The organism is Streptomyces sp. NPDC005752, assembly GCF_040630715.1.
Taxonomy (GTDB): Bacteria; Actinomycetota; Actinomycetes; order Streptomycetales; family Streptomycetaceae; genus Streptomyces.
The window spans coordinates 73,076-95,704 of sequence record NZ_JBEXYB010000032.1 but is presented as its reverse complement, the minus strand read 5'-3'; the positions used below and the strand labels follow the sequence as shown (position 1 = coordinate 95,704).

General features: G+C 71.2%; 17 protein-coding genes and 1 pseudogene. 1 reads left to right on the top strand and 17 read right to left on the bottom strand.

From position 1 onward, the window contains the following. The 11 genes and pseudogenes from ABZ441_RS25280 to ABZ441_RS25230 all read right to left on the bottom strand — a co-directional run. Nucleotides 1–185: pseudogene (locus ABZ441_RS25280) on the bottom strand (translation initiation factor IF-2); the annotation flags it as partial. Between the two features lie 82 nt (nt 186–267). Next, nucleotides 268–819: a hypothetical protein gene (locus tag ABZ441_RS25275; RefSeq protein WP_358978161.1), complete on the bottom strand. Its 552-nt coding sequence runs from the start codon at nt 817–819 to the stop codon at nt 268–270. A gap of 67 nt (nt 820–886) precedes the next feature. Next, entirely contained in the window at nt 887–3,220 is a 2,334-nt protein-coding gene (locus ABZ441_RS25270) for a xanthine dehydrogenase family protein molybdopterin-binding subunit (RefSeq protein ID WP_358978159.1), read from the bottom strand. A 79-nt stretch (nt 3,221–3,299) separates the two neighbouring features. After that, complete coding sequence (locus tag ABZ441_RS25265) at nt 3,300–4,925, bottom strand: (2Fe-2S)-binding protein (RefSeq protein ID WP_358978157.1); 1,626 nt, start codon at nt 4,923–4,925, stop codon at nt 3,300–3,302. After that, nucleotides 4,922–5,818: an FAD binding domain-containing protein gene (locus tag ABZ441_RS25260; protein ID WP_358978155.1), complete on the bottom strand. Its 897-nt coding sequence runs from the start codon at nt 5,816–5,818 to the stop codon at nt 4,922–4,924. The genes ABZ441_RS25265 and ABZ441_RS25260 overlap by 4 nt, the downstream gene beginning before the upstream one ends. 249 nt (nt 5,819–6,067) lie before the next feature. Next, the gene (locus ABZ441_RS25255) at nt 6,068–7,708 is read right to left on the bottom strand and encodes a beta-N-acetylhexosaminidase (protein WP_358978153.1); all 1,641 of its coding nucleotides are present in this window, start codon (nt 7,706–7,708) and stop codon (nt 6,068–6,070) included. Between the two features lies 1 nt (nt 7,709). Then, complete coding sequence (locus ABZ441_RS25250) at nt 7,710–8,558, bottom strand: carbohydrate ABC transporter permease (protein WP_358978151.1); 849 nt, start codon at nt 8,556–8,558, stop codon at nt 7,710–7,712. Next, a complete protein-coding gene (locus tag ABZ441_RS25245) occupies nt 8,555–9,526 on the bottom strand; it encodes a sugar ABC transporter permease (protein WP_358978149.1) in 972 nt (323 codons plus the stop codon). Before ABZ441_RS25245 ends, ABZ441_RS25250 begins: the two co-directional genes overlap by 4 nt. A 2-nt stretch (nt 9,527–9,528) precedes the next feature. Continuing rightward, nucleotides 9,529–10,833, bottom strand: a complete 1,305-nt coding sequence (locus ABZ441_RS25240) for an extracellular solute-binding protein (RefSeq protein ID WP_358978147.1) — start codon at nt 10,831–10,833, stop codon at nt 9,529–9,531. Between the two features lie 284 nt (nt 10,834–11,117). After that, nucleotides 11,118–11,426, bottom strand: coding sequence for a DUF3039 domain-containing protein (locus tag ABZ441_RS25235; protein ID WP_358978145.1), 309 nt, complete (start codon nt 11,424–11,426; stop codon nt 11,118–11,120). Between the two features lie 30 nt (nt 11,427–11,456). Further along, entirely contained in the window at nt 11,457–12,071 is a 615-nt protein-coding gene (locus tag ABZ441_RS25230) for a YqgE/AlgH family protein (protein WP_358978143.1), read from the bottom strand. Nucleotides 12,072–12,368: 297 nt separating this feature from the next. On the opposite strand from ABZ441_RS25230, the gene murA reads away from it, so the two are divergent. Continuing rightward, complete coding sequence (gene murA / locus ABZ441_RS25225; protein ID WP_356884934.1) at nt 12,369–13,709, top strand: UDP-N-acetylglucosamine 1-carboxyvinyltransferase; 1,341 nt, start codon at nt 12,369–12,371, stop codon at nt 13,707–13,709. Between the two features lie 392 nt (nt 13,710–14,101). Here murA and ABZ441_RS25220 read toward each other — a convergent pair whose 3' ends face one another. The 6 genes from ABZ441_RS25220 to ABZ441_RS25195 all read right to left on the bottom strand — a co-directional run bounded on the left by ABZ441_RS25220 (nt 14,102) and on the right by ABZ441_RS25195 (nt 22,565). Beyond that, complete coding sequence (locus ABZ441_RS25220; protein ID WP_003968811.1) at nt 14,102–14,383, bottom strand: HU family DNA-binding protein; 282 nt, start codon at nt 14,381–14,383, stop codon at nt 14,102–14,104. A gap of 402 nt (nt 14,384–14,785) precedes the next feature. Then, nucleotides 14,786–16,219 carry an NAD-dependent malic enzyme gene (locus ABZ441_RS25215; protein WP_358978141.1) on the bottom strand — a complete coding sequence of 478 codons (1,434 nt, stop codon included), beginning with the start codon at nt 16,217–16,219 and terminating at the stop codon, nt 14,786–14,788. Nucleotides 16,220–16,729: 510 nt separating this feature from the next. Beyond that, a complete protein-coding gene (locus ABZ441_RS25210) occupies nt 16,730–19,099 on the bottom strand; it encodes a UvrD-helicase domain-containing protein (protein WP_358978139.1) in 2,370 nt (789 codons plus the stop codon). Nucleotides 19,100–19,372: 273 nt separating this feature from the next. Next, nucleotides 19,373–19,936 (bottom strand): GNAT family protein, encoded by a 564-nt coding sequence (locus tag ABZ441_RS25205; RefSeq protein ID WP_358978137.1) that lies wholly within the window; start codon nt 19,934–19,936, stop codon nt 19,373–19,375. Between the two features lie 21 nt (nt 19,937–19,957). Continuing rightward, the gene (locus ABZ441_RS25200) at nt 19,958–21,103 is read right to left on the bottom strand and encodes a uroporphyrinogen-III synthase (protein WP_358978135.1); all 1,146 of its coding nucleotides are present in this window, start codon (nt 21,101–21,103) and stop codon (nt 19,958–19,960) included. A 130-nt stretch (nt 21,104–21,233) separates the two neighbouring features. Beyond that, complete coding sequence (locus ABZ441_RS25195; RefSeq protein ID WP_358978133.1) at nt 21,234–22,565, bottom strand: nitrate/nitrite transporter; 1,332 nt, start codon at nt 22,563–22,565, stop codon at nt 21,234–21,236. Between the last annotated feature and the right edge of the window lie 64 nt (nt 22,566–22,629).

Sequence of the window (22,629 nt, the reverse complement as noted above, 5' to 3'; positions counted from 1 at the left end):
TCTTCGCTCCAGGTGCGGAAGGCTGTGGCGCCCTCGCCCTTCCACTCGACCGTCTGCGGACGGACCTTCAGCTCCTCCGCGATCTCGCGGATCTCCTTCGCCGCACTGATCAACCGGTCCGACGCACCCTGGATCGCCCCACTGTTGGCCATGTCCAGCCAGGCCAGCATGGTCTCGTGCGTCATGCTGTCGAAGGGTGTGCCCTGTCCTGCTTCCCTGTGGTCCATATCGGCCCCCGCCTATCCCCGTGTCATGCAGTGGTCATCATCACGTGCCGGAAACGCCGGCGGTGTCAGCAGGCTTCGTCGGCTTTGCAGGAGCCGCGTCCCCGCCCCCCTGCCGCGTCGGGTCGTACTCGCCCCCGTACTGCTCCTTCGCACCGTCCGAGATCTCGAGCATGCGGCGCCGGATGTCGATGTCCAGGTTCTCGTAGCCGTTGTGCGAGGCCAGGACCGCGATGCTCATGCCCTCTATCGAGTCCGAGAGGGTCTTCGAGAGCGTCTCCAGCTCGGTGATCACCGTCTGGTACGACATGAACAGGCTTGCAGCTTCCGCCCAGTGGTTGTCGCCACCGCCGAACTGCGTACGTTTCATCGGGTCCTGGCCGAGCTGCTTCGCGTCGGCCGGGGACTCCTTGAGGGCGACCAGTATCTCGTCGATCCGATTGCGGAACTTGGTGAACGACGTCAGTTCGGTGGCCAGTTCCACGGCGGCTGCCGCCGTGGTGAACCCCATGAACGGCACGGCCGCCATCCCCGCTCCGGCCCCATCACTCGGCAGCACAGCACCCTCCCCGTAGACGGCTGGCCACAACTTCACGCATCACTGTAGTCATCGCCGGTGACACTCCGCACACAGGTACTTCGGGTGCAACGCGGATCACACGTCACGGCCTCGGCGTGGCCACCGCTGCCTGCGGGCGGATCGGGAGGCGGTTGACCGGGCGGCCCGTCGCCGCGCGGACCGCCGACGCCACCGCCGCCGGAGAGGTAACCACCGGGGCAGCCGACGCCGGCTTGGCGCCGAAGGGGGCCACCACGTCGCGTTCCTCGATCAGCTTCACGATGCGGATGTCCGGCGCGTCCAGGGCCGTGGGAAGCGCGTACCCGGTGAGGTCCGGGTGCCGGATCACACCGCGGGCGGTGCGGAGGTTCTCCGTGAGGGCCGCGCCGATGCCCTGCGTGACGCCCGCCTCGATGCGCGTGGCCAGCTGGGAGGGATTGAGGATCCGGCCGACGTCCTGGGCGACGGCCATCTCCACCACCCGTACCGAGCCGAGTTCGATGTCGACGTCGACGACCGCGCGGACCGCGCAGAAGGCCAGGCCGACGAACGCGTCTCCCTGGCCGGACTCGTCCAGGGGCTCGGTGGGGTGGGGGCGGCACTGGGCGGTCGCCCAGAGTTCCTTGCCGTCCATCGCCTCACTGACCGTCGTGGACAGCACACCGTCGTACGAGGTGATCTTGCCGTCGGCGATCTGGAGCAGCTCCGTGGACATCCCGAACTTGTGGGCCAGCGGCTGGAGCAGCTGGGTGCGGACCATCTTGGCGGCGCGTTCGATCGCGCCGCCCGAGACCCAGGTGTGGCGGCCGTGCGTCGCCGGGCCCGCCGGGGGCTGGTCGGTGTCCACGGCCGCGACGTGGACCTCTTCGACGCCCAGGGTCTCCTGGACGATCTGGCGGGCGAGCGTGGTGAAGCCCTGGCCGGTCTCCACGGCGGCGCAGATGACGGTGGCGACGCCGTCGTGGACCCGGACCGTGGCCGTGGAGACCTCGTCCGCGCCCTCCGCGCCGAGCATGTGGACCATGCCCAGGGCGTAGCCGACACCTCTGCGGACGGCCCCGGGCTCACCGGCGCCCTCCAGGCCCCCCGGCAGCAGCCAGTCGTCCTCCGGGGCGTCCTTGGGGAGGGTGGGGAGCGGGAAGTCGCGCAGCTCGCCGAGGAGCTCGGCGACGGGGGCAGGGCAGGTCACGGTCTGGCTGGTGGGGAGGATGTCGCCTGTGGACAGGGCGTTGCGCAGACGCAGTTCGACCGGGTCGATGCCGAGCTTCGCCGCCAGCTTGTCCATCTGGCCCTCGTACGCCGCGCAGACCTGCATCGCGCCCTCGCCCCGGACATGGCCGGAGGGCGGGTTGTTCGTACGGACCGCCCAGCCCTCGATGAAGGCGTGCGGGACGACGTACGGTCCGCAGGCGAAGGCGACGGCGGCGGCCAGGGACTCGGACGAGGAGTCGGCGTACGCGCCCGCGTCGAGGAGGATCTGCGCCTCGACCTTGACCAGCCGTCCCTCGCCGTCCGCGTGGTGGCGGTAGCGCAGCAGGGTCGGGTGGCGGTGGGCGTGCCCGAGGAAGGACTCCTCGCGGGTGGCGGCCAGCTTGACGGGGCAGCCGGTGCGCAGGGCGAGGAGGCCCAGCGGGATCTGGAAGCCCGGGTCCTCCCGGTCGCCGGTCGCCCCGGGGACGCCGGTCACGACGACCTTGACCCGTTCGGGGTCGAGGCCGAAGCAGGCGGCGGCCAGGTCGCGGTCGGTGTGCGGGTCGGTGGACGCGGTGTAGAGCTCGACGCCGCCGTCGGGGCGGGGCACGGCGAGGCCGGCCTCGGCTCCGATCGGGGCGGGGTCCTGGCGGCCGATGCGGTAGAGGCCCTCGACGATGACCTCGCCCACGGTGTCCGGGTCGCCGTAGCGCAGCGGGATGTGGCGGATGAGGTTGCCGTCGGGGTGCAGGGGTTCGGCGGCGAAGGCCTTCTCGGGGTCGGTGACCGGTTCGAGGACCTCGTACTCGACGGCGATCGCGGCGGCGGCCAGCCGTGCGGTGTCGGGGTGGTCCGCGGCGACGGCGGCGATCGCCTCGCCGTGGTGGCGCACGAGATCGGAGGCGAACACGGGGCGGTCGACCACCCGGCGGCCGTACGAGCCGTCCCCGGGGATGTCCTCATGCGTGACGACCGCGTGGACGCCCGGCATGCCGACCGCGGCCGTCGTGTCGATCGACAGGATGCGCGCGTGCGGATGCGGGGAACGCAGCACCGCGGCCCACAGCAGGCCCTCGGCCCAGAGGTCGGCCGCGTACGGGAACGTGCCCTCGGTCTTGGCGCGGGCGTCGGCGGGCGGCAGCGAGACGCCCAGTCCGAGCGCGGGCGGCTCCTGGCCCTGGTCGGGGCCCTCGGGCGGCGGTGTCGTGCGCGTGGTGCTGGTCGCGGTGGCTGCGTCGCTGGTCACGCCGCCTCCTTGTCGTTCGCTCCGCTGCGGTGGCGGCTGGTGGTGGGGATGAGCGGTGGTGCGGGGGACGACGCGGTGTTCACCGGACGTCTCCCTCGTGCTCGGGTGACTGGGCGCTGCCCTCGCCGGGCGGTGCCTGGTGCGGGATGCGCGGTTCGGCGTCGTCCGGTGCGGTGGGCGGCGTCTCCGCCATCGCCTCCCGGCCCTCGACGACCTCCCGTACGGCGTCGAGCACGCCCCGGTAGCCGGAACACCGGCAGAGGTTGCCGCAGAGTGCCTGCCGGGTCTCCAGCTCGCTGGGGGCGTGGTTGCCCTCCAGGAGGTCGTGGACGGTCATCGCCATCCCCGGGATGCAGAACCCGCACTGGACGGCCCCGCACTCGGCCAGGGCCCGCTGGACGTCGGACGGTTCGCCGTTCACCGCGAGGCCCTCGACGGTACGGACCTCGCTGCCCGCCGTCGTGGCGGCGGGCACCAGACAGGAAGCCACGAGGCGGCCGTCGACCTGGACGTTGCAGGCACCGCACTCGCCCTGTGAGCAGCCGTCCTTGGCACCGGCGAGGCCGAGGCGCTCGCGGAGCACGTACAGGAGCGACTCGCCGATCCAGGCGTCGCTGACCGGGCGGTCCACGCCGTTGACGTGGAGGACGTACGCGGCCGAGGGGTGTTCGCTGGGGCCGCCGGAGAGGACGGGGGCAGCGGGCTCCTCCGTGGGCACGGGCCCGTGCGCGTGGTCGTGCGCGTGGTCGTGCTCGTATCCGATCCCGGTTTCGGGGCCGGACACGGCTCCGAGGTCAGCCTCGAAACCGGCTTCCGCTTCCGGACCGGCTTCCGCTTCGGCTCCGGGGCCCACTTCTGCCTCGGCCCCGGGAGAAACCTCTGCTTCGGCTTCGGCCTCGGGGGCATCGGCCGGCGGGTTCCCCGGACGCTCCTCCAGCTCACCGGCGGCCTCCGGGGCCGCCTCCTCCGCCTCCACGTGTCCTTCGGGGGCCGCTACGGGCTCCGAGGGCCCGGAGGCGGTCTCCTCGAACCTGGCCCCGGCCTCGGCCTCGGCCTGGAGCTCGGCCTCGGGAGCCTGCGCCTGCGCCTGCGTAGCCCACGGCGCGGGAGCCCCGCCCGGCAGCGTGGCCGGCGGCATGTCCGCGTACCACGGGGAGGCCGTCACCGACCCCGCGTACTCGCCGGACTCCTCCGGGAGGTCGTTGTCCGTCACCGGGATCGTCCACTCGCCGGTGTGGCCGGCGGGCTCGGGAGCCGGTTCGGGCTCGGCGTGCACGGCCTCGGTGAAGTTCCACTGGGCCGTCGTGGACGACGTCTGCGCGTACTGCGACGTGTCCGGGTACGGCTGCTGGTACGGATCCTGGTGCTGGTTCGGGTCGGGCCAGTGCACGGCGTCCGGTGCGGCCTCCGTGCTCGCGGAGTGACCGGACGCCCGTTCCTGCTGGCTCTGCGTCTGCACGACCCAGCTGCCCGTCGCCGCGGGGTCGAGCCCGGCGGCCGGGGTCAGCGGCAGGATCATCGGCGGGACGTAGCTGTGGCCGGGGGCGGCCAGCGGATCGTTCCCCAGGGCGGCGAGGTCCTCCGGGGCCAGGTGCACGAAGGCGGTCGCCTCGGCGTCGTACTCACCGCCCTGCGGGGTCGGCTCCCAGCCGGCGTACGGGTCGGGCCGGCCTTGCCGCTGGTCGGGGTTCTCTTCATTGCTCACGACAGTGCCCTCCCCAGTGCGCGTCGGGCGAGCGCGGCGACCGTGCGCCGCAGGTGCAGGACGGCGGGCGACAGCGGGGGCGCCTCTCCCCCGTCCTCCGGTGGTTCGTGGTCCGGGATGCAGGCCGCGGCGACGTACTCGCCGAAAGCGGCGAGCGCGTCGGGGGCCAGACCGCGTGCGCCGTCCCAGTCGATCAGGGAGGCGATCCAGTGTTCGGCTTCCAGCGGCCGCAGAGGCATCGGGGCGATCGCGCCGACCGCGCAGCGCACGCCGCGCCGGGCGGGATCAAGAACGATCGCGACGGAGGCGGTGGCGCGGCCGGGGCCGGTGCGGCCGGTCGCCTTGAGGAAGACCTGGGGGGCGTGCAGCAGCGGTACGCGGACGAAGCCGATCAGCTCGGCGGGCTCGAGCATCTCGCGGCCCGCCAGGAGGTGCGAGACGGGGATCTCACGACGGGAGCCGTCGGCGCCCGCGATGACCAGGTCCGCCTCCAGGGCGGCCAGGACCGGCAGGGCGTCGCCGGTCGGGGCAGCGGTGGCGATGTTCCCGCCGAGCGTCCCGGCGTTACGGATCTGGGGCGGACCCGCGGCGCGCGCGGAGGCGGCCAGCGCGGGGATGAGCGCGGCGAAGTCGGGCCGCCCCATGCGCGCGTGGGTGAGTCCGGCGCCGAGCAGGGCGTGGCCGTCCTGGTAGTGCCAGCCGCGCAGCTCGCTGATCCGGCCGAGGCCGACCAGCCCCGCCGGCCGCAGGAGGCCCTTGTTGACGGCCGACATGAGGTCCGTGCCGCCCGCCACGGGAACGGCGGCGGGCATGGCGCCGAGAGCCGCCACGGCCTCGTCGAGCGAGGCCGGGAGCGTCACCGACTGCGTCGCCTTCGGTGCGTGCGTGGTCAACCCAGCTGCCCCTTCCCGGTGTCCCGGCAGTCCCGCCTGTCCGCCGTACGGTACGTGCTCACGGCCGGGACGTGGCAACTCTGGCACATCTTCCGGACTGTCCGACGCGAGGGTCCACGAAGGGCGTTTCCATCCCCGACCAGGGGAAAAGTCACCTTTGGCAGACCTTCTGCCGAGCACACGAATTGCCGCTCTTCAGAGGGTTCGTGCGGCTTGTTCAGTTCCCCTGGCCAGGACGCGGGGCGGTGGTCACACGGTCGGGGGCGGTCCCTCGATCGGGCGACCCGGAACGCCTGGCCGGCGTTGCCACGGCCGCGGTCCGGCGGGCGGCCGGTAGCCGACACCCAGGGCGTCGAGCCGGGCGTAGTGGACGTTCATCCTGCGTTCGAACCCCGCGAAGTCCCGCTCACCGGGCGCCGGGAGCCGTGACCAGGCGACCTCGGCGAAGGCTGCGAGCCTCGGGAACACCTGGTAGTCGACACGGTCCTGGTTCTGCATGACCTCCGTCCAGACGTTGGCCTGGGTGCCCATGACGTGCGCGGCCGCGTCCTCGGAGAGGCCGGGGGGAACGGGCTCGAAGCGGTAGACGTCCTCCAGGGTGCGGACGTACCCGATGGGCATGGGCTCGTCGGGGCCGCCGTGCTGACGGTGGTCCAGGTAGACCTGCTGCTCCGGGCACATCACCACGTCGTGCCCGGCCTCCGCTGCGGCGATCCCGCCCGCGTATCCGCGCCACGACGAGACGGCGGCTCCCTCGGCGAGGCCGCCCTCCAGGATCTCGTCCCACCCGATGAGGCGGCGGCCCCGGTCGGTGAGCCAGCGGTCGAAGTGGCGGATGAACCAGGACTGCAGCCCGTCCTCGTCCGCCAGGCCGAGTTCGGCCATGCGGGCCTGTGCCGTGGCCGACTGCCTCCACTGGTCCTTGAGGCACTCGTCGCCGCCGACGTGGATGAACGGCGAGGTCTCCGCGGGGAACAGGCCGAGCAGTTCCTCGAAGACGCCCTCGAAGAACCGCAGGGTGTTGTCGGTGGGGGCGAGTACGTTCGGGTTGATGCCCCAGGTGTCCCACACGGAAAGCGCGGAGGTGTCGACGACGTCGGTGTTGCCCAGCTCCGGATAGGCGCTGATGGCTGCCTGCGAGTGGCCGGGGATGTCGATCTCGGGGACGACGCGGATATGCCGCTCGGCGGCGTACGCGACGATCTCGCGGATGTCGTCCTGCGTGTAGAAGCCGCCGTGCGGCGTCTCGTCCCAGAGTTCGGAGGCCCGGTGGCCGTGCTTGGTGCGTGCGCGCCAGGCGCCGACCTCGGTGAGCCTGGGGTGACGCTTGATCTCGACGCGCCAGCCCTGGTCGTCGGTGAGGTGGAAGTGGAAGACGTTCAGCTTGTGTGCGGCGAGCAGGTCGAGCATGCGCAGCACGCCGTCCTTCGGCGTGAAGTGCCGTGCCACGTCGAACATCAGGCCGCGCCAGCCGAAGCGCGGGCCGTCCTCGATCTCCGTGAGGGGGACGCGCCTCTCGGCGCCGGGGCTCACCGGTGCGCGGCGGAACGCCTCGGGGCCGAGGAGCTGCCGGAGGGTCTGCGCCCCCCAGAACACCCCGGCCGCGCTTCCACCGGTGATCCGTACGCCCCGGACGGGCTCCACGCCCAGCCGGTAGCCCTCGGGTTCCAGCGAGGGGTCGACGCGCAGCTCGATGGTGTTGCCGCTGTCCGCCGCGTCCGTGGGGCCCGGAGCCAGCGGCAGGCCGAAGGCGGCCCCGAGCGTGGTGCGCAGCCAGCGTTCGGTGCTCTCGGTCCCGGGTCCCGCGGTGAGGGTCGTGGCACCGTCGAGGACGAATGCGCGGCCGTCGTCTCCGCCGGTGCGCACCGGCGCGGGGATCAGGTTGTCCATGTCAGTCCTTCACGGCTCCGCCGAGTCCGGAGACCAGCCGCCGTTGTACGAGGACGAAGAAGACCAGGACGGGGATGGTCATCACCGTCGAGGCCGCCATGATCCCTCCCCAGTCGTTCTCGTCGGGCTTGAAGAAGACCAGCAGCGCCATGGGGAGCGTCGACTGGGAGGTGTCGCTGATGATGAACGACTTCGCGAACAGGAAGTCGTTCCAGGTCGAGATGAAGGAGAAGACGCTGGTCGCCACGAGTCCCGGGAAGACGAGCGGGAAGAGGATCTGCCAGAGGAAGCGGGTGCGGCTCGCACCGTCGATGTAGGCGGCCTCCTCCAGTGCCTCGGGGACGGCCTTGACGAAGCCGCGCAGCATCCAGATCGCGAACGGCAGCGAGAAGGCGAGGTGCGGCAGGATGAGCGAGCCCAGTGTGTTCAGCTGGCCGAAGTCCCGCATCATGAAGAACAGCGGGATGGTCAGTGCTTCGACCGGCACCATCTGCGCGACCAGGAACATGATCAGCAGGGTCGTGCGGAATCTGAAGCGGAACCGGGTCACGGCCGTCGCCGCGAGGAAGGCGATCAGCGCGGAGGCGATGACGACCGTGCCGGCGACGAGCAGGCTGTTGAGGAAGTAACGGCCGAATTCCTGCTGTTCGAAGACCCGTCGGAACGAGTCGAGGGACGGGGCCAGTGTCCAGGGCCTGGCCTCGGTGGACTGGATCTCTCCCGCCGGCTTGAGCGCGGAGAGCACCATCCAGTACAGCGGGAAGGCGACCGCGGCGGCGATGACGAGGGCGGCGGCCTCCGCCGCCAGCCTCCCGGGCCTGCGGACGCGCAGAAGCGCACGTGCGCTCACAGTTCCTCCCCCTGGCGCCGCACCAGGCGCAGATAGACCAGCGTCACGGCCAGCAGGATCACCAGCATCACGACGCCGATCGCCGATCCGAGGCTGTACTGCGAGGACGCGAACGCCTTCTGGTACGCGTACACGTTGAGCACCAGGTTCTGGCCGGCGATGCCGCCGCCGTTGGTCATGACGTAGATCTGGGTGAAGACCTTGAAGTCCCAGATGATCGACTGGATGGTGACGACGATCAGGATCGGCCGCAGCATCGGTGCCATGACCGACCGCCAGATGCGCCACTGCGAGGCGCCGTCCAGCGAGGCCGCCTCCAGCACCTCGGTGGGGATCGCCCGGATGCCCGCGTACACGGTCACCATCACGAACGGGAACGAGCACCAGAGCACTTCGAGGAGCACCAGCGCGAAGGCGCTGTAACGGCCGTACGTCCAGGAGAAGTCGCCGAGTCCCAGCACCTTGTTGACCGGACCGAAGTCCGGGTCGAAGAGGAAGACCCAGACGGTCGATCCGGTGATCGCCGGCGTCGCCCAGGCGCCCAGCGCCGCCATCATGAGCGCGAGCCGCGGCAGGGCGCGGACCCGGGTCAGCAGGACGGCCAGGGCGCAGCCGACGAACAGGGTGGCGAGCACGCAGGCCGCGGCGAAGACCACGGTCGCCAGGAGCACCTGCCAGAACTGGCTGTCGCCGAAGAGGGTGGCGTAGTTGCCGAAGCCCTGGAAGGTGGTCGGTTCGCCGCCGCTGACCTGGGCCTGGGTGTACTCCAGGAAGGAGATCAGGCCCAGTTGGTAGATCGGGTAGACGAGGAGTCCGCCGAGCAGGACGAGCGCGGGCAGCAGGTAGAGCCAGGGGGTCCAGCCGGAGCGCCGCGCGGGTGAGGCCGGGTGGCGCCGGGGCGGGCGGGCGGGTGACCCGCCCGCCCCACGCCGGGCGGGCACCTTGCGCAGTGCGGTGTTCGCGGTCATCGTCAGCCCGCGTCGGCGAACGCCGCGTCCATCTTCTTCGCCGCGTCGTCCGAGGCGGCCGCCACGTCCTTACGGCCGCTGACGATCTCCTGGAACATCGTCGGCAGGACCAGCGAGGCGTCGATCTGGCCCCAGGCCGGGGAGGCGGGGACGAACTTGGCTCCTGAGCCGAGCGTGTCGACGAACGGTCCGACGAACGGCTGTTCCTCGGCGAGTGCGTCCCGCACGTCCGTGTAGGTCGGCAGGAAGCCCATGGCGTCGAACATCTCCGCCTGGGTCTTCTTCCCGGTCAGCGACTTCATCAGGTCGACCGCGAGGGTGCGGTGCGAACTGCTCTTGAGCACCCCGATGTTGTTGCCTCCGGCGAACGCGGGGGCGATCGAGCCCTGCTTCACTCCGGGCAGCGGGACGACCGCGTACTTGCCCTTCACGCTGCCCGCCTCGACGGCCGCGTGGCTGAAGTCGCCGCCGATCGCCATGGCCGCCTTGCCGGACGCGAAGGCGGTGACGGTGGCGTTGCCGCCCATGGCCGCACACTTGGCCGCCGGGCAGTTGTCGTCCCCGAAGAGCGAGGTGTAGGCCTCGATGCCCTTGCGGGCCTTCTCGCTGTTGATGGCCGACGCGTAGCTCACGCCGGTCTCCTCGGCCAGTTCGCCGCCGTGTGCCCAGATGAAGGGCATCGCACCGTAGGTGTAGGCACCGCCCACCGCGAGGCCGTACAGGTCCGGCTTCTCCTGGTGGATCTTCTTCGCGGTGGAGATCAGCTCGTCCTGGGACTTCGGGGGCTCGATCCCGAGGTCCTCGAAGACGTCGGTGCGGTAGTACAGAGCCCTTACGCCGACGAAGAGCGGGGCCCCGTACACCTGGCCGCCCACCGTCACCGACTGCTTGGCGGTCGGGTCGGTGTCCTTGGCCTCGTCCCAGGCCGCGAACTCCTTGCTGACATCGGCCAGTCCGCCGTCCTTCACGTAGCCGGCGGTGTCGGTGTTGCCGTACTCGATGAGGTCGGGAGCGCTCTCCGGGTCGTTGAAGGCGGCCTTGATGCGCTGGGCCCTGGTGTCGACGGGTATGTACTCGACCTCGACCTCGGCCCCCTCATGGGACTTCTCGAAGTCGGCGATCGCGGCGTCGACGACCTTCTCCTTGGGCTTGTTCCCGACCTCCTGGAAGAGCCAGACGCGGAGCGTCCCCGTCTTCTCGTCACCCGAGGCGCTGGTGTCGGAGGTCTGCGGCGCGCAGGCGGTGGCGGTGAGACCGGCCAGGACAAGAGCCGCGGCGGGAGCGGCAATTCGGGCAGAAAGCTTCATCCGGGACCCCTACCGGTCAATCGTTGCATACGATGCAACGTGCGTTTCGTTCTGCACAACTGGCAGGAGACTAAGGGCGCCTCAGCACGCCGACAAGTGGTCTCAACCACTCTGTGACCACGTGGTGCAGCCCGTGCAACGCACACCGCGCGTCCCGCGCGCCCTCTCCACGGCGCGCGCGTCCGCACCCGGACATGCGAACGGTCCCCGGGGCACGCGTCACCGCGCGCCCCGGGGACCGGAGTCAGGGATCGGTAGGGAAGAAGGGGAAGAAGCCGGGTGGGCTACTTCTTGCCGCCGTCCTTGCCGCCCTTGCCGCCCTTGCCCTTGTCCTTGTCGCCACCGGCGCCCATGGACTCGTAGATCTCCTTGCACATGGGACAGACCGGATACTTCTTGGGGTCGCGCCCCGGAACCCAGACCTTGCCGCACAGTGCGACCACGGGAGTGCCCTCCAGGGCGCTCGCCATGATCTTGTCCTTCTGGACGTAATGGGCGTAGCGCTCGTGGTCACCGTCGCCGTTCGACACCTGTGGCGCCGGCTCTACGAGGGTCCCCGTACCTGCCCCGCGTTCGGGCTCAAGAGTGCTCATAACTGCCAAGCGTACTGAAAGCTCCGAGCATCAGTTCAGCGAAGGGTCGTCCGGATACGTGGCGATCATCGCCAGTTCGCTGCGCTGCCGCCGCAGAACGGCACGCCAGAGGTTCTCCGGGTGCGGCGAGGAGACGTCGCCGGGCTCCGACTCGACGACGTACCACGCGCCGTCGGCCAGCTCCGTCTCCAGCTGGCCGGGACCCCAGCCCGCGTATCCGGCGAAGATCCGCAGCGAACCGAGCGCCGCCGCCAGCAGCTCCGGCGGCGTGTCCAGGTCCACCAGGCAGATCGCCCCGTGCACCCGGCGCCAGCCGGTGGGGGGGCCCGCGCCCGGGCGGAGCGGAGAGCTCGGAGAAGGGCCTCCCGGGGCGATCCCCTCGTCCCCGGGGATCACCGCCACGCCCAGCGCCGAGTCGAGCGAGACCGGGCCGCCCTGGAAGACCACGTCCGGCTCACCGGCCAGACCCGCCCAGGACGCCAGGATGTCCCCGACCCCGACGGGGGTCGGGCGGTTCAGGACCACGCCGAGCGAGCCCTCCTCGTCGTGGTCGAGGAGCAGCACCACCGCACGGTCGAAATTCGGGTCCGCCAGGGCCGGCGCGGCCACGAGCAGCCGTCCTGTGAGCGAGGACACCTCCGTCATGGCAGAGATGATCCCGCATCTTCGCCCTCCGTGGGGGACAAGTTGCCTGCCCGCTCCCGCCGGGCGCCCGTCCGCAGCTCAGGGCGTACGGGCGCCGCCCGGGCCCATCGGGGGCACAGGATCGCGGGGCGGCCGGGCGCAGCGTGCGGACGGTGACCCTCCGCAAGGCCCGGGAAGCAGAACGTGTCGGGCCGGATCCATGACGGCCCCGTAGCCCCCGGTGCCTTACTGAAGGAGGGCCGGGGGCCATTACCCTTTTGATGGCCCCCTGCCCGACCACTCCGGAACGCGAGATACATGACCGGCACAGACGATGTCCTGCTTGTCCACGGCGGCACCCCGCTGGAGGGCGAGATCCGCGTCCGAGGCGCCAAGAACCTGGTGCCGAAGGCAATGGTCGCCGCGCTGCTCGGCAGCGGGCCCAGCCGGCTCCGCAACGTGCCCGACATCCGCGATGTGCGGGTGGTCCGGGGGCTGCTGCAGCTGCACGGCGTAACCGTCCGCCCCGGCGACGAGCCGGGCGAACTCATCCTCGACCCGTCGCACGTCGAGAGCGCGAACGTCGCCGACATCGACGCCCACGCGGGCTCGTCGCGCATCCCGATCCTCTTCTGCGGCCCGCTGCTGCACCGGCTGGGCCACGCGTTCATCCCGGGTCTCGGCGGCTGCGACATCGGCGGTCGGCCGATCGACTTCCACTTCGAGGTGCTCCGCCAGTTCGGCGCGACCATCGAGAAGCGGGCGGACGGCCAGTACCTGGAGGCCCCGCAGCGGCTGCGGGGCACGAAGATCCGGCTGCCGTACCCGTCGGTGGGCTCCACCGAGCAGGTGCTGCTGACCGCCGTCCTCGCCGAGGGCGTCACCGAACTGTCCAACGCGGCCGTCGAGCCGGAGATCGAGGACCTCATCTGCGTACTGCAGAAGATGGGCGCGATCATCTCCATGGACACCGACCGGACCATCCGGATCACGGGTGTCGACAGGCTCGACGGTTACACCCACCGGGCGATCCCGGACCGTCTGGAGGCCGCCTCCTGGGCTTCCGCGGCCCTGGCGACCGAGGGCAACATCTACGTGCGCGGCGCCCAGCAGCGCTCGATGATGACCTTCCTCAACACCTTCCGCCGGGTCGGCGGAGCCTTCGAGATCGACGACGAGGGCATCCGCTTCTGGCACCCGGGCGGCGCGCTGAACGCCATCGCCCTGGAGACGGACGTGCACCCCGGCTTCCAGACCGACTGGCAGCAGCCGCTCGTCGTGGCCCTGACGCAGGCCTCCGGCCTGTCGATCGTCCACGAGACGGTCTACGAGTCCCGGCTCGGCTTCACCTCGGCGCTCAACCAGATGGGTGCTCACATCCAGCTGTACCGCGAGTGCCTCGGGGGCTCCGACTGCCGCTTCGGGCAGCGGAACTTCCTGCACTCCGCGGTCGTGTCCGGGCCCACGAAGCTCCAGGGCGCGGATCTGGTCATCCCCGACCTGCGCGGCGGGTTCTCGTACCTGATCGCCGCCCTGGCGGCCCAGGGGACGTCCCGGGTGCACGGCATCGACCTGATCAACCGCGGCTACGAGAACTTCATGGACAAGCTGGAGAAGCTCGGAGCGAAGGTCGAACTCCCCGGCGGCGCACTCGTCTGACGCTCCGCCCGGTGCGCTCCGGCGCACGCACAGTGCTGCCGCACACAGCACTGCGCACCCGCGCACCACAGTCCGCCGCCCCGGCCCCCCGCGAGGGACCGGGGCGGCGGGCTTTCGCGTTCCCGCGTCGGAATCCGGCACCGGCAGCGGCGCGTGGGCCCCACGCGCCGCCCTCCACCCTCCGCCGCAAGGGCCGCAGAACGCCCGTACAGAGCCGAACGGGGCGGAAGCCTCACTCGGGGGCCGCAGGGGGGTGCCGGGGCGTCGCAGGCGGTCTCACGGCGCCGCACGGGCGGTGTGCGCGGAGGCGGGGACTCCCGGACACGCTTCCGGGTATGCCGAAGGGCGGCCGTCCCGGTCGGGACGGCCGCCCTTCTTGATGCCTTTGGGCCTTACTTGCCCTTGGCGGCTTCCTTGAGCTTCGAGCCCGCGGAGACCTTCACGCTGTAGCCGGCCGGGATGTTGATCGGGTCGCCGGTCTGCGGGTTACGAGCGGTGCGAGCGGCACGGTGGGTGCGCTCGAAGGTCAGGAAGCCGGGGATGGTGACCTTCTCGTCGCCCTTGGCGACGATCTCGCCGACGGTCTCGGCGAGCGCGGCCAGAACGGCGTCGGCGTCCTTGCGGGTCACCTCGGCACGGTCGGCCAGGGCGGCCACCAGCTCACTGCGGTTCATGTTTGTACTCCCGTGTTCTTCTTGCCTGTGAGGCGTGAGATCGAAGCCGATGCTGCCAGGGCCCTCTGACAGTCCCCGGACCCGGGTCTGCTGTCAGACCCTCGCGCCCGAATACGCATCCTGCCCCCACCTGCGGCGCTAACGCCAATCCGAACCCCTCCGCGTCGGTACGAAAAGCACCACCGCGTGGCCGTGATGACGTTCCGTCGACTTGTTGGAGCGGTCCGCAGCGGGTGCCGGGCCTGTGGGGCTCGCTGCCCGCCCACCCTAAAGGGGCGTTTGGGACGCCGCGACCCGCGACGCGCCGGACGGGCCGCCCGGACGTGAGCTGCGGCACCGTCCGCAGGAGCCGTGGCCGACCCCCGCGGACGGCGTGTGAGGGGGCCGTCCGGAGATACGTTCCTACGCGGGGTCGGCGGCCGCCTCGGCGAGTCCGGCGGCCTTCGCGGCCTCCCGGACGGCGCCGGCGACGGCGCCCGCGACCTTGTCGTTGAAGACCGACGGGATGATGTAGTTCGCGTTCACCTCGTCCTCCGCGACGACGTCGGCGAGGGCGCGGGCCGCGGCCAGCATCATCCCGGTGTCGACGGTGCGGGACTGGGCGTCCAGCAGGCCGCGGAAGACACCCGGGAAGACCAGTACGTTGTTGATCTGGTTCGGGAAGTCCGAGCGTCCGGTGGCGACGACCGCCGCCGTCTCGCGGGCGACCGCCGGGTCCACCTCGGGGTCCGGGTTGGCGAGCGCGAAGACGATCGCGCCCTCCGCCATGGCCGCCACGTCGGCGCCGTCCAGCACGTTGGGGGCGGACACCCCGATGAAGACGTCGGAGCCGGCCACGGCCTCCTTGAGGGTGCCTGTGACGCCCTCGGGGTTCGTGTTGTCGGCGATCCAGCGCAACGGCGAGTCGGGGGTGGCCTCCACCAGGTCCGCACGGCCCGCGTGCACCACACCGTGGATGTCCGCGACGACCGCGTGCTTGACGCCCGCCGCGATCAGCAGCTTCAGGATGGCCGTACCGGCCGCACCGGCACCGGACATGACGACCCGTACGTCACCGATCGACTTGCCCACCACGCGCAGCGCGTTCGTCAGCGCCGCCAGGACCACGATCGCGGTGCCGTGCTGGTCGTCGTGGAAGACGGGGATGTCCAGGGCCTCGCGCAGCCGTGCCTCGATCTCGAAGCAGCGGGGGGCCGAGATGTCCTCGAGGTTGATCCCGGCGAAGCCGGGGGCGATCGCCTTGACGATGGAGACGATCTCGTCGGTGTCCTGCGTGTCCAGGCAGATCGGCCAGGCGTCGATCCCCGCGAAACGCTTGAAGAGGGCGGCCTTGCCCTCCATCACCGGGAGCGCGGCCATCGGGCCGATGTTGCCGAGCCCGAGCACCGCGGAGCCGTCCGTAACGACCGCGACGGAGTTCCGCTTGATGGTGAGACGACGCGCGTCCTCGGGGTTCTCGGCGATCGCCATGCAGACCCGCGCCACACCCGGGGTGTAGATCATCGACAGGTCGTCACGGCTGCGGATGGGGTGCTTGGACGCCATCTCGATCTTGCCGCCGAGGTGCATCAGGAACGTACGGTCGGAGACCTTGCCCAGGATGACACCGTCGATGTCCCGCAGGCCTTCGACGATCTCGTCCGCGTGCGAGGTCGAGGAAGCCGCGATCGTGACGTCGATCCGGAGCTTCTCGTGGCCGGAAGCGGTCACGTCGAGGCCGGTGACCGAACCTCCGGAGGACTCCACGGCCGTGGTGAGCTGGGAGACCGCTGTGCCGCTCGCGGGCACCTCCAGCCTGACCGTCATCGAGTACGAGACGCTGGGCGCCGTTGCCATGGCCGAGTCCTTCGCTTTTCTGAGCTTCGTTGCCGCACGCGAATGGGGCTCGGCCCCGCACGTGCGTTCCGATCGTCGCACCTACCGGCCGGTAGCAGGTAATGACTGCCACCTTTCGGAAAGTTTTTTCCACCATACGAGAAACGGTCGTCCCGCGTAACCCCGGTGGACCGTGCGAAGCGGGTGGGTCGGCCGACTCCGGAACGCCGGGCACTCACGGCATGCTCCGCCCCTCCACGGCCCCGTGAAAACGGACAGACCCGCGTCACCGTGAGGTGACGCGGGTCTGTCCTGTGCGAGTCAGGTGACACCGGCCCGCCATGCTCGCCTCGCGGCAAGTGGTCGCTCGTAGCGACGATGGTTGGGCCCGGGGGCTTGGATCGAGCCGGTGCCGACACCAGGCTAACAAACACCCCGGAAAAGTGATTCCTGTGCGACGGGTCGACTCGCAAAGGCCCTCCGCACACCGGGGAGGAGCCCCGCCCGAGCGGGCGCCGGGCCCCGGCCCCCTCAGTCCCTCAGCAGGTCCGGGACACCCGCCTCGTCCGGCATGTCCCGCTCACCGGAGACGACGGTGAGCTGCTGCGTCGCACGGGTGAGTGCGACGTACAGCACCCGCAGTCCCGCCGGGGACTCGTCGGCGATCTCCGCGGGAGAGACCACCACCGTGGCGTCGTACTCCAGGCCCTTCGCCTCCAGGCTCCCCAGCGCCACGACACGCTCGCCGAGCTCCTCCAGCCAGGCGCGGGCCTCGGCGCGGCGGTTCATCGCGACGACCACACCGACGGTGCCGTCCACCTCCGAGAGCAGCCTGCGGGCCTCCTCGCGGACGGTCGAGGCGAGGTCCCCACCCCGCACCGTCTCGAAGCGCGGCTCGACACCCGTCGAACGGACGGCCGCCGGGGACTCCATCCCCGGCATGGCCAGCGCCAGCACCTTGGCCGCCAGCTCGGCGATCTCCGCCGGGTTGCGGTAGTTCACCGTGAGCGTGAAGTGACGCCGCGGCCGGTTGCCCAACGCCTCGTCACGGGCGGCGGACGCCTCGTCCGGGTCCGACCAGGACGACTGTGCCGCGTCTCCGACGATCGTCCAGGTGGCGTGCCGGCCGCGGCGGCCGACCATCCGCCACTGCATCGGCGTCAGGTCCTGGGCCTCGTCGACGATGACGTGGGCGTACTCGGTGCGCTCCGCCGCCAGCCGCTCGGCCCGCTCGCGCTGCGTCTCCTCACGCTGCGGCATGAGCTCCTCCAGCCCCGTCAGCTGGTCCAGCGGATCGGCCTCCCGCCTCCGCTTCGGACGGGCCGGGGTGCCCAGCAGGGTCTGCAGCTCGTCCAGGAGCGCCACGTCGTGGACGGACAGCGGGCCCTTGCCGTCCTCGTCCAGCCGCCTCAGCGAACGGGCCAGACGGCGCACCTCGCCCTGGTTGAGGATCCGGCGCGCCCATCGGTTCAGGCGCCGCTCGTCGGACATGGCGGCCAGCACCCGTCGGGGGGTGAGTTCCGGCCACCAGGCGTCCAGGAAGGCGAGGAACGGAGTCTCCGTGGACACGTCCTCGTCGAACGAGGAACGCAGCTCGGCGACCAGCTCGGGGTCGGTGTGGCGGCCCCGGCCCGAGGACTTGTTCCACAGGGCGTCCAGGAGCAGTCTTCGGGCGCGCGGGCGCAGCAGGTTGACCGGTGCCGTGCCACCGAGCACGTTGTGCCGGATCCGCCGGAGCTCGTCCGCCTCCAGCTCCACGCGGGCGCCGAACGCCACCACCCTCAGCCGGGTGGGGGTGCCCGCCTCTGCGGGGGTCTCCCCGAACTCCAGCTGCCCTTCCTGGGCGGCGGGCCTGGGCGCGGGCTGCTCCAGCGCCCCGCGGGCCACCTTGCGCAGCACGTGGAGCATCCGGGACGAGCCCTTGATCCGGGCGACGGCGGGCTCGTCGTACGTGGTCGCCCCCTCCACCCCCGCGGCCTCGTCGGACAGCGAGCCGACCGCGCGGATCGCGACCTGGCCCTCCTCGCCGAGTGAGGGCAGCACCCCTTCGGTGTACGCGACCAGGAGCGGGGTCGGCGAGACGACGAGGATGCCGCCCGCGTACCGCCGCCGGTCCTGGTAGAGGAGGTACGCGGCCCGGTGCAGGGCCACGGCCGTCTTGCCGGTGCCGGGGCCGCCGGACACCTCGGTGACGGAGGCGGCGGGGGCACGGATCACGAGGTCCTGCTCGGCCTGGATCGACGAGACGATGTCCCGCATCGTGTGGCTGCGGGCCTGGCCCAGTGCCGCCATCAGGGCGCCGTCGCCGATGACGGGCAGATCGTCGCCCTTCAGCCGGGCGGCCAGCTCCGGGCGCATCAGGTCGTCCTCGACCCCCAGGACCCTGCGGCCCTTGGAGCGGATGACCCGACGGCGCACGACCCGGCCCGGATCCTTGGGCGTCGAACGGTAGAACGGCGCGGCGGCGGGCGCCCTCCAGTCGATGACCAGCGGCGCGTAGTCGGAGTCGAGCACGCCGATACGGCCGATGTGGAGGATCTCCGCGATCTCGGCGGTGCCGTCCTCCCCCACCGCGTCGTCGGCCGCCTCCACCGAGGTGAAGGCGCCGTCCGGGCCGCGTTCACCGTCCTTGCCGCGCAGCAGGTCGATCCGCCCGAAGAGGAAGTCCTCGAACTCGCTGTTGAGCCGGTTGAGATGGACGCCGGCACGGAAGACCTGCGCATCCCGTTCGGCGAGTGCCCCGGGAGTACCCACCTGGCCCCGCTTGTTGGCGTCCTGCATGAGAAATTCCGCCTCGTCGATCTTCTCTTCGAGACGGCGGTAGACCCGGTCCAGATGTTCTTGTTCGACACCGATCTCCCGGTCCCGCAACGAATCGACAGCGGCATCCTGCGCGGCCACCGAGGCCCCCTTCTGACGTGCATCAAGCAGCCGTCAACCGTACGCGAAAGGGGGCCCCGAGCGCACCTGCCGCTCCGGTTGCGATCAGGCGTCGATCTCCACCAGCCGTTCGCCGTCGAAGGTGCGGACCTCGAAGTGGTCCTCCCCGTCGAGACCGCGTTCATTCACGGGCGGACACCTTTCCCTCACCGCAGCTGCGTCGGGAATCTCGTGCGGGGTCGGCGCCGGGCCGCCCGCGCCCGGTTGCCGGGACCTCGCCGGAGCACCGCCGGGTCAGCCCTGCGGCGGGCCGTCGTGCAGGATCCGCTGGAACATCCGGTGGTCCTGCCACGCACCGTCGATGTGGAGATAGCGCGGCGCCGTTCCGTACAGCTCGAACCCGCACTTGGCCAGGACGCGCTGCGAGGCGATGTTGTCCAGGACCGTCCCGGCTGCGATCCGGTGCAGTCCCAGCCCGTCCCGTGCCAGCTCGCAGACCCGGGTGACGGCGGCCGTGGCCAGTCCCCGGCCCGCCCGGTCGACGTCGATCCAGTAGCCGAGCCGGGCGTTGCGGAAGGGCCCGCGCTCGATGGAGGCCAGCGTCATCGCCCCCACGACCCGGTCCCGCTCGTCGGCCAGCGCCCAGGACATCGCACGCCCCGCGTCCCGGTCGGCCAGCAGCCCGGTGAGCCGCTGGACCTGGCCGGCGACGGTGTAGAAGGCGTCGGGGCGCACGGGTTCCCAGCGCCGCATGTACGCGCGGCTGCGGGTCAGGGCCTCGGCGAAGGACTCCGCGTCGCCGAGGGTCACGGGCCTCAGCCCGACCCCGTCGGTCAGGGGATGGATGTCATGGGTCATCCCCGCACGCTAGCGGCCGGGTCAGGAACCGTCGTACTTGGTGTCCGCGGAGGGGTCCAGCGCCAGCCGGTAGCCCCTTTTGACGACCGTCTGGATCAGCCGCGGCACCCCGAGTGCCGTACGCAGCCGGGCCATCGCCGTCTCCACCGCGTGCTCGTCGGTACCGCTGCCGGGCAGTGCCCGCAGCAGGTCGGCGCGGGAGACCACCCAGCCCGGCCTGCGGGCCAGCGTGTGCAGCAGGGCCATACCGGCCGGGGGGACGGGGCGCAGTGCGCCGTCGACCAGCACGGCGTGGCCCCGGATCTCGACCAGGTGGCCGGCGACCGGGAGCGTACGGGCCCGGGCGGGCAGCCGGGCGCAGAGCACCTGGACGAGCGGGCCCAGCCGGAAGCGCTCCGGCTGGACGGTGTCGATGCCCTTGGCCTGCAGCGGAAGGGCCGTGACCGGCCCCACACAGGCCGTCAGGACATCGTGGCTCAGGGCGTCCAGCACCTCCGGGAGCATGCCGCGGGCCTCCGCCCGGTTCAGGTAGGAGGCGGCGGCGGGAGCGCTGGTGAAGGTCAGGGCGTCCAGGCCACGGGCCACGGTGACGTCGAGCATCCGGTCGAGCGGGGTGATGTCCTCCGGGGGCATCCACCGGTAGACGGGTACGCCGACGACCTCGGCGCCCGCCGCCCTGAGCGACTCGACGAAACCCGGCAGCGGTTCGCCGTGCAGTTGGAGTGCGATCCGGCGGCCCGAGACACCCTCGTCCAGGAGTCGGTCAAGGACCTCGGCCATCGACTCCGACTGCGGCGACCACGCCTCGGTCAGCCCGGCCGCCCGGATGGCGCCCTTGACCTTGGGTCCACGGGCGAGCAGCTCGACACCGCGCAGCAGTTCGAGAAGCCCGTCCCCGATGCCCCACCCGTCGGCGGCCTCCACCCAGCCCCTGAAGCCGATGGCGGTGGTCGCGATCACGACGTCGGGGGCGCTGTCGATCAGTTCCCTGGTCGCGGCCAGGAGTTCGCTGTCGTCGGCGAGCGGCACGATCCGCAGTGCGGGCGCGTGCAGGACCGCGGCACCCCTGCGCGTGAGGAGCGTCCCGAGCTCCTCGGCGCGACGGGCTGCGGTCACTCCCACCGTGAAGCCCGCCAGGGGCCCGTGCTGTGCGTCGTCGTCGTGCATGGCGTGATACCCGGCTCTCGTCCCGCTGTTGCTCGATGATGCGGAGGACCGAGACTGTCAACCCTGCGTGACAGTCTCGGTCCCTTCGTATTTCCCGCCCGTTACGTCCTGCGACGCGCTGAGGTCATCCTCACACCTCGGCATAGCTGAGCTGGGGCTTCGCGGCCACCGCTTCGGTGCGCCGAAGGTATACCGCCCACGTGAGGCCGAAGCAGACGGCGTAGAAGCCGAGGAAGCACCAGAAGGCGGCCGTCCCGGTGCCCGAACTCGCGAAGGACTGACGGAACGCGAGGTTGATCGCGAGACCGCCCAGGGCCCCGACCGCCCCGATGAGTCCCATGGCCGCGCCGGAGAGCCGCCGGCCGTACGCCGCGGCCTCCTCGCCGCGCAGCCCCTTGGCGATGCCCTGCGCGTGGAAGATGCCCGGGATCATCTTGAACGTGGAGCCGTTGCCGAGTCCCGTCAGCATGAACAGCGCGATGAAGCCGACGAGGAACACCGTCAGCGACTCGATGCCCGAGGCGTAGACGACGACACCGGTCGCGACGGCCATGGCCGCGAAGTTCCACAGGGTGATCCTGGCTCCACCGAACCGGTCGGCGAGCAAGCCGCCCGCCGGCCGGATCAGGGAGCCCAGCAGCGGTCCGATGAAGGTGAGCGAGGCGGCCTGCAGCGGGGTCCGGCCGAACTGGGTCTGCAGGACGAGCCCGAAGGCGAAGCTGTAGCCGATGAACGAGCCGAAGGTGCCGATGTAGAGCACCGACATGATCCAGGTGTGCGGCTGGCGCACGGCCTGGAGCGCCGCCCCCGTGTCGTTCTGGACGGGCCGGAGGTTGTCCATCCTCAGCGCTGCGGCGAGTGCGGCGACGATGATCAGCGGGATGTACGCGCCGAGGACGATCCGCGGGTGCGCGGCGCCCGCCAGGCCGATGACCAGCAGGCCGACGAGCTGGACGACCGGGACGCCGATGTTGCCGCCGCCGGCGTTGAGCCCGAGCGCCCAGCCCTTCTTGCGCAGTGGGAAGAAGGCGTTGATGTTCGTCATCGACGAGGCGAAGTTGCCGCCTCCGATGCCGGTGAGCGCGGCGACGACGAGGAACGTGGTGTAAGAGGTACCGGGCTCCATCACCCAGAAGGCGGCGAGAGTCGGCACCAGCAGTGACAGCGCACTGAAGATCGTCCAGTTGCGCCCGCCGAACAGCGCGACCGCGAAGGTGTACGGCACCCGGGCGACGGCGCCGACGAGGGTGGCCGTGGAGATCAGGAAGAACTTCCCGGCCGGGTCGACGCCGTACTCCGGTCCCATGAACAGGACCATGACGGACCACAGGGACCAGATCGAGAACCCGATGTGCTCCGAGAGCACGGAGAACCAGAGGTTCCTTCGGGCGACCTTCTCGCCCGTCTCCCGCCAGAAGGTCTCGTCCTCCGGCTCCCACTGCTCGATCCAACGACCGGCCATCACGCGCCTCCACAGGGGTCGGGGTGTTGTGCTGATGACCCTAGGCAGTCCTCGTTTCGGCGCG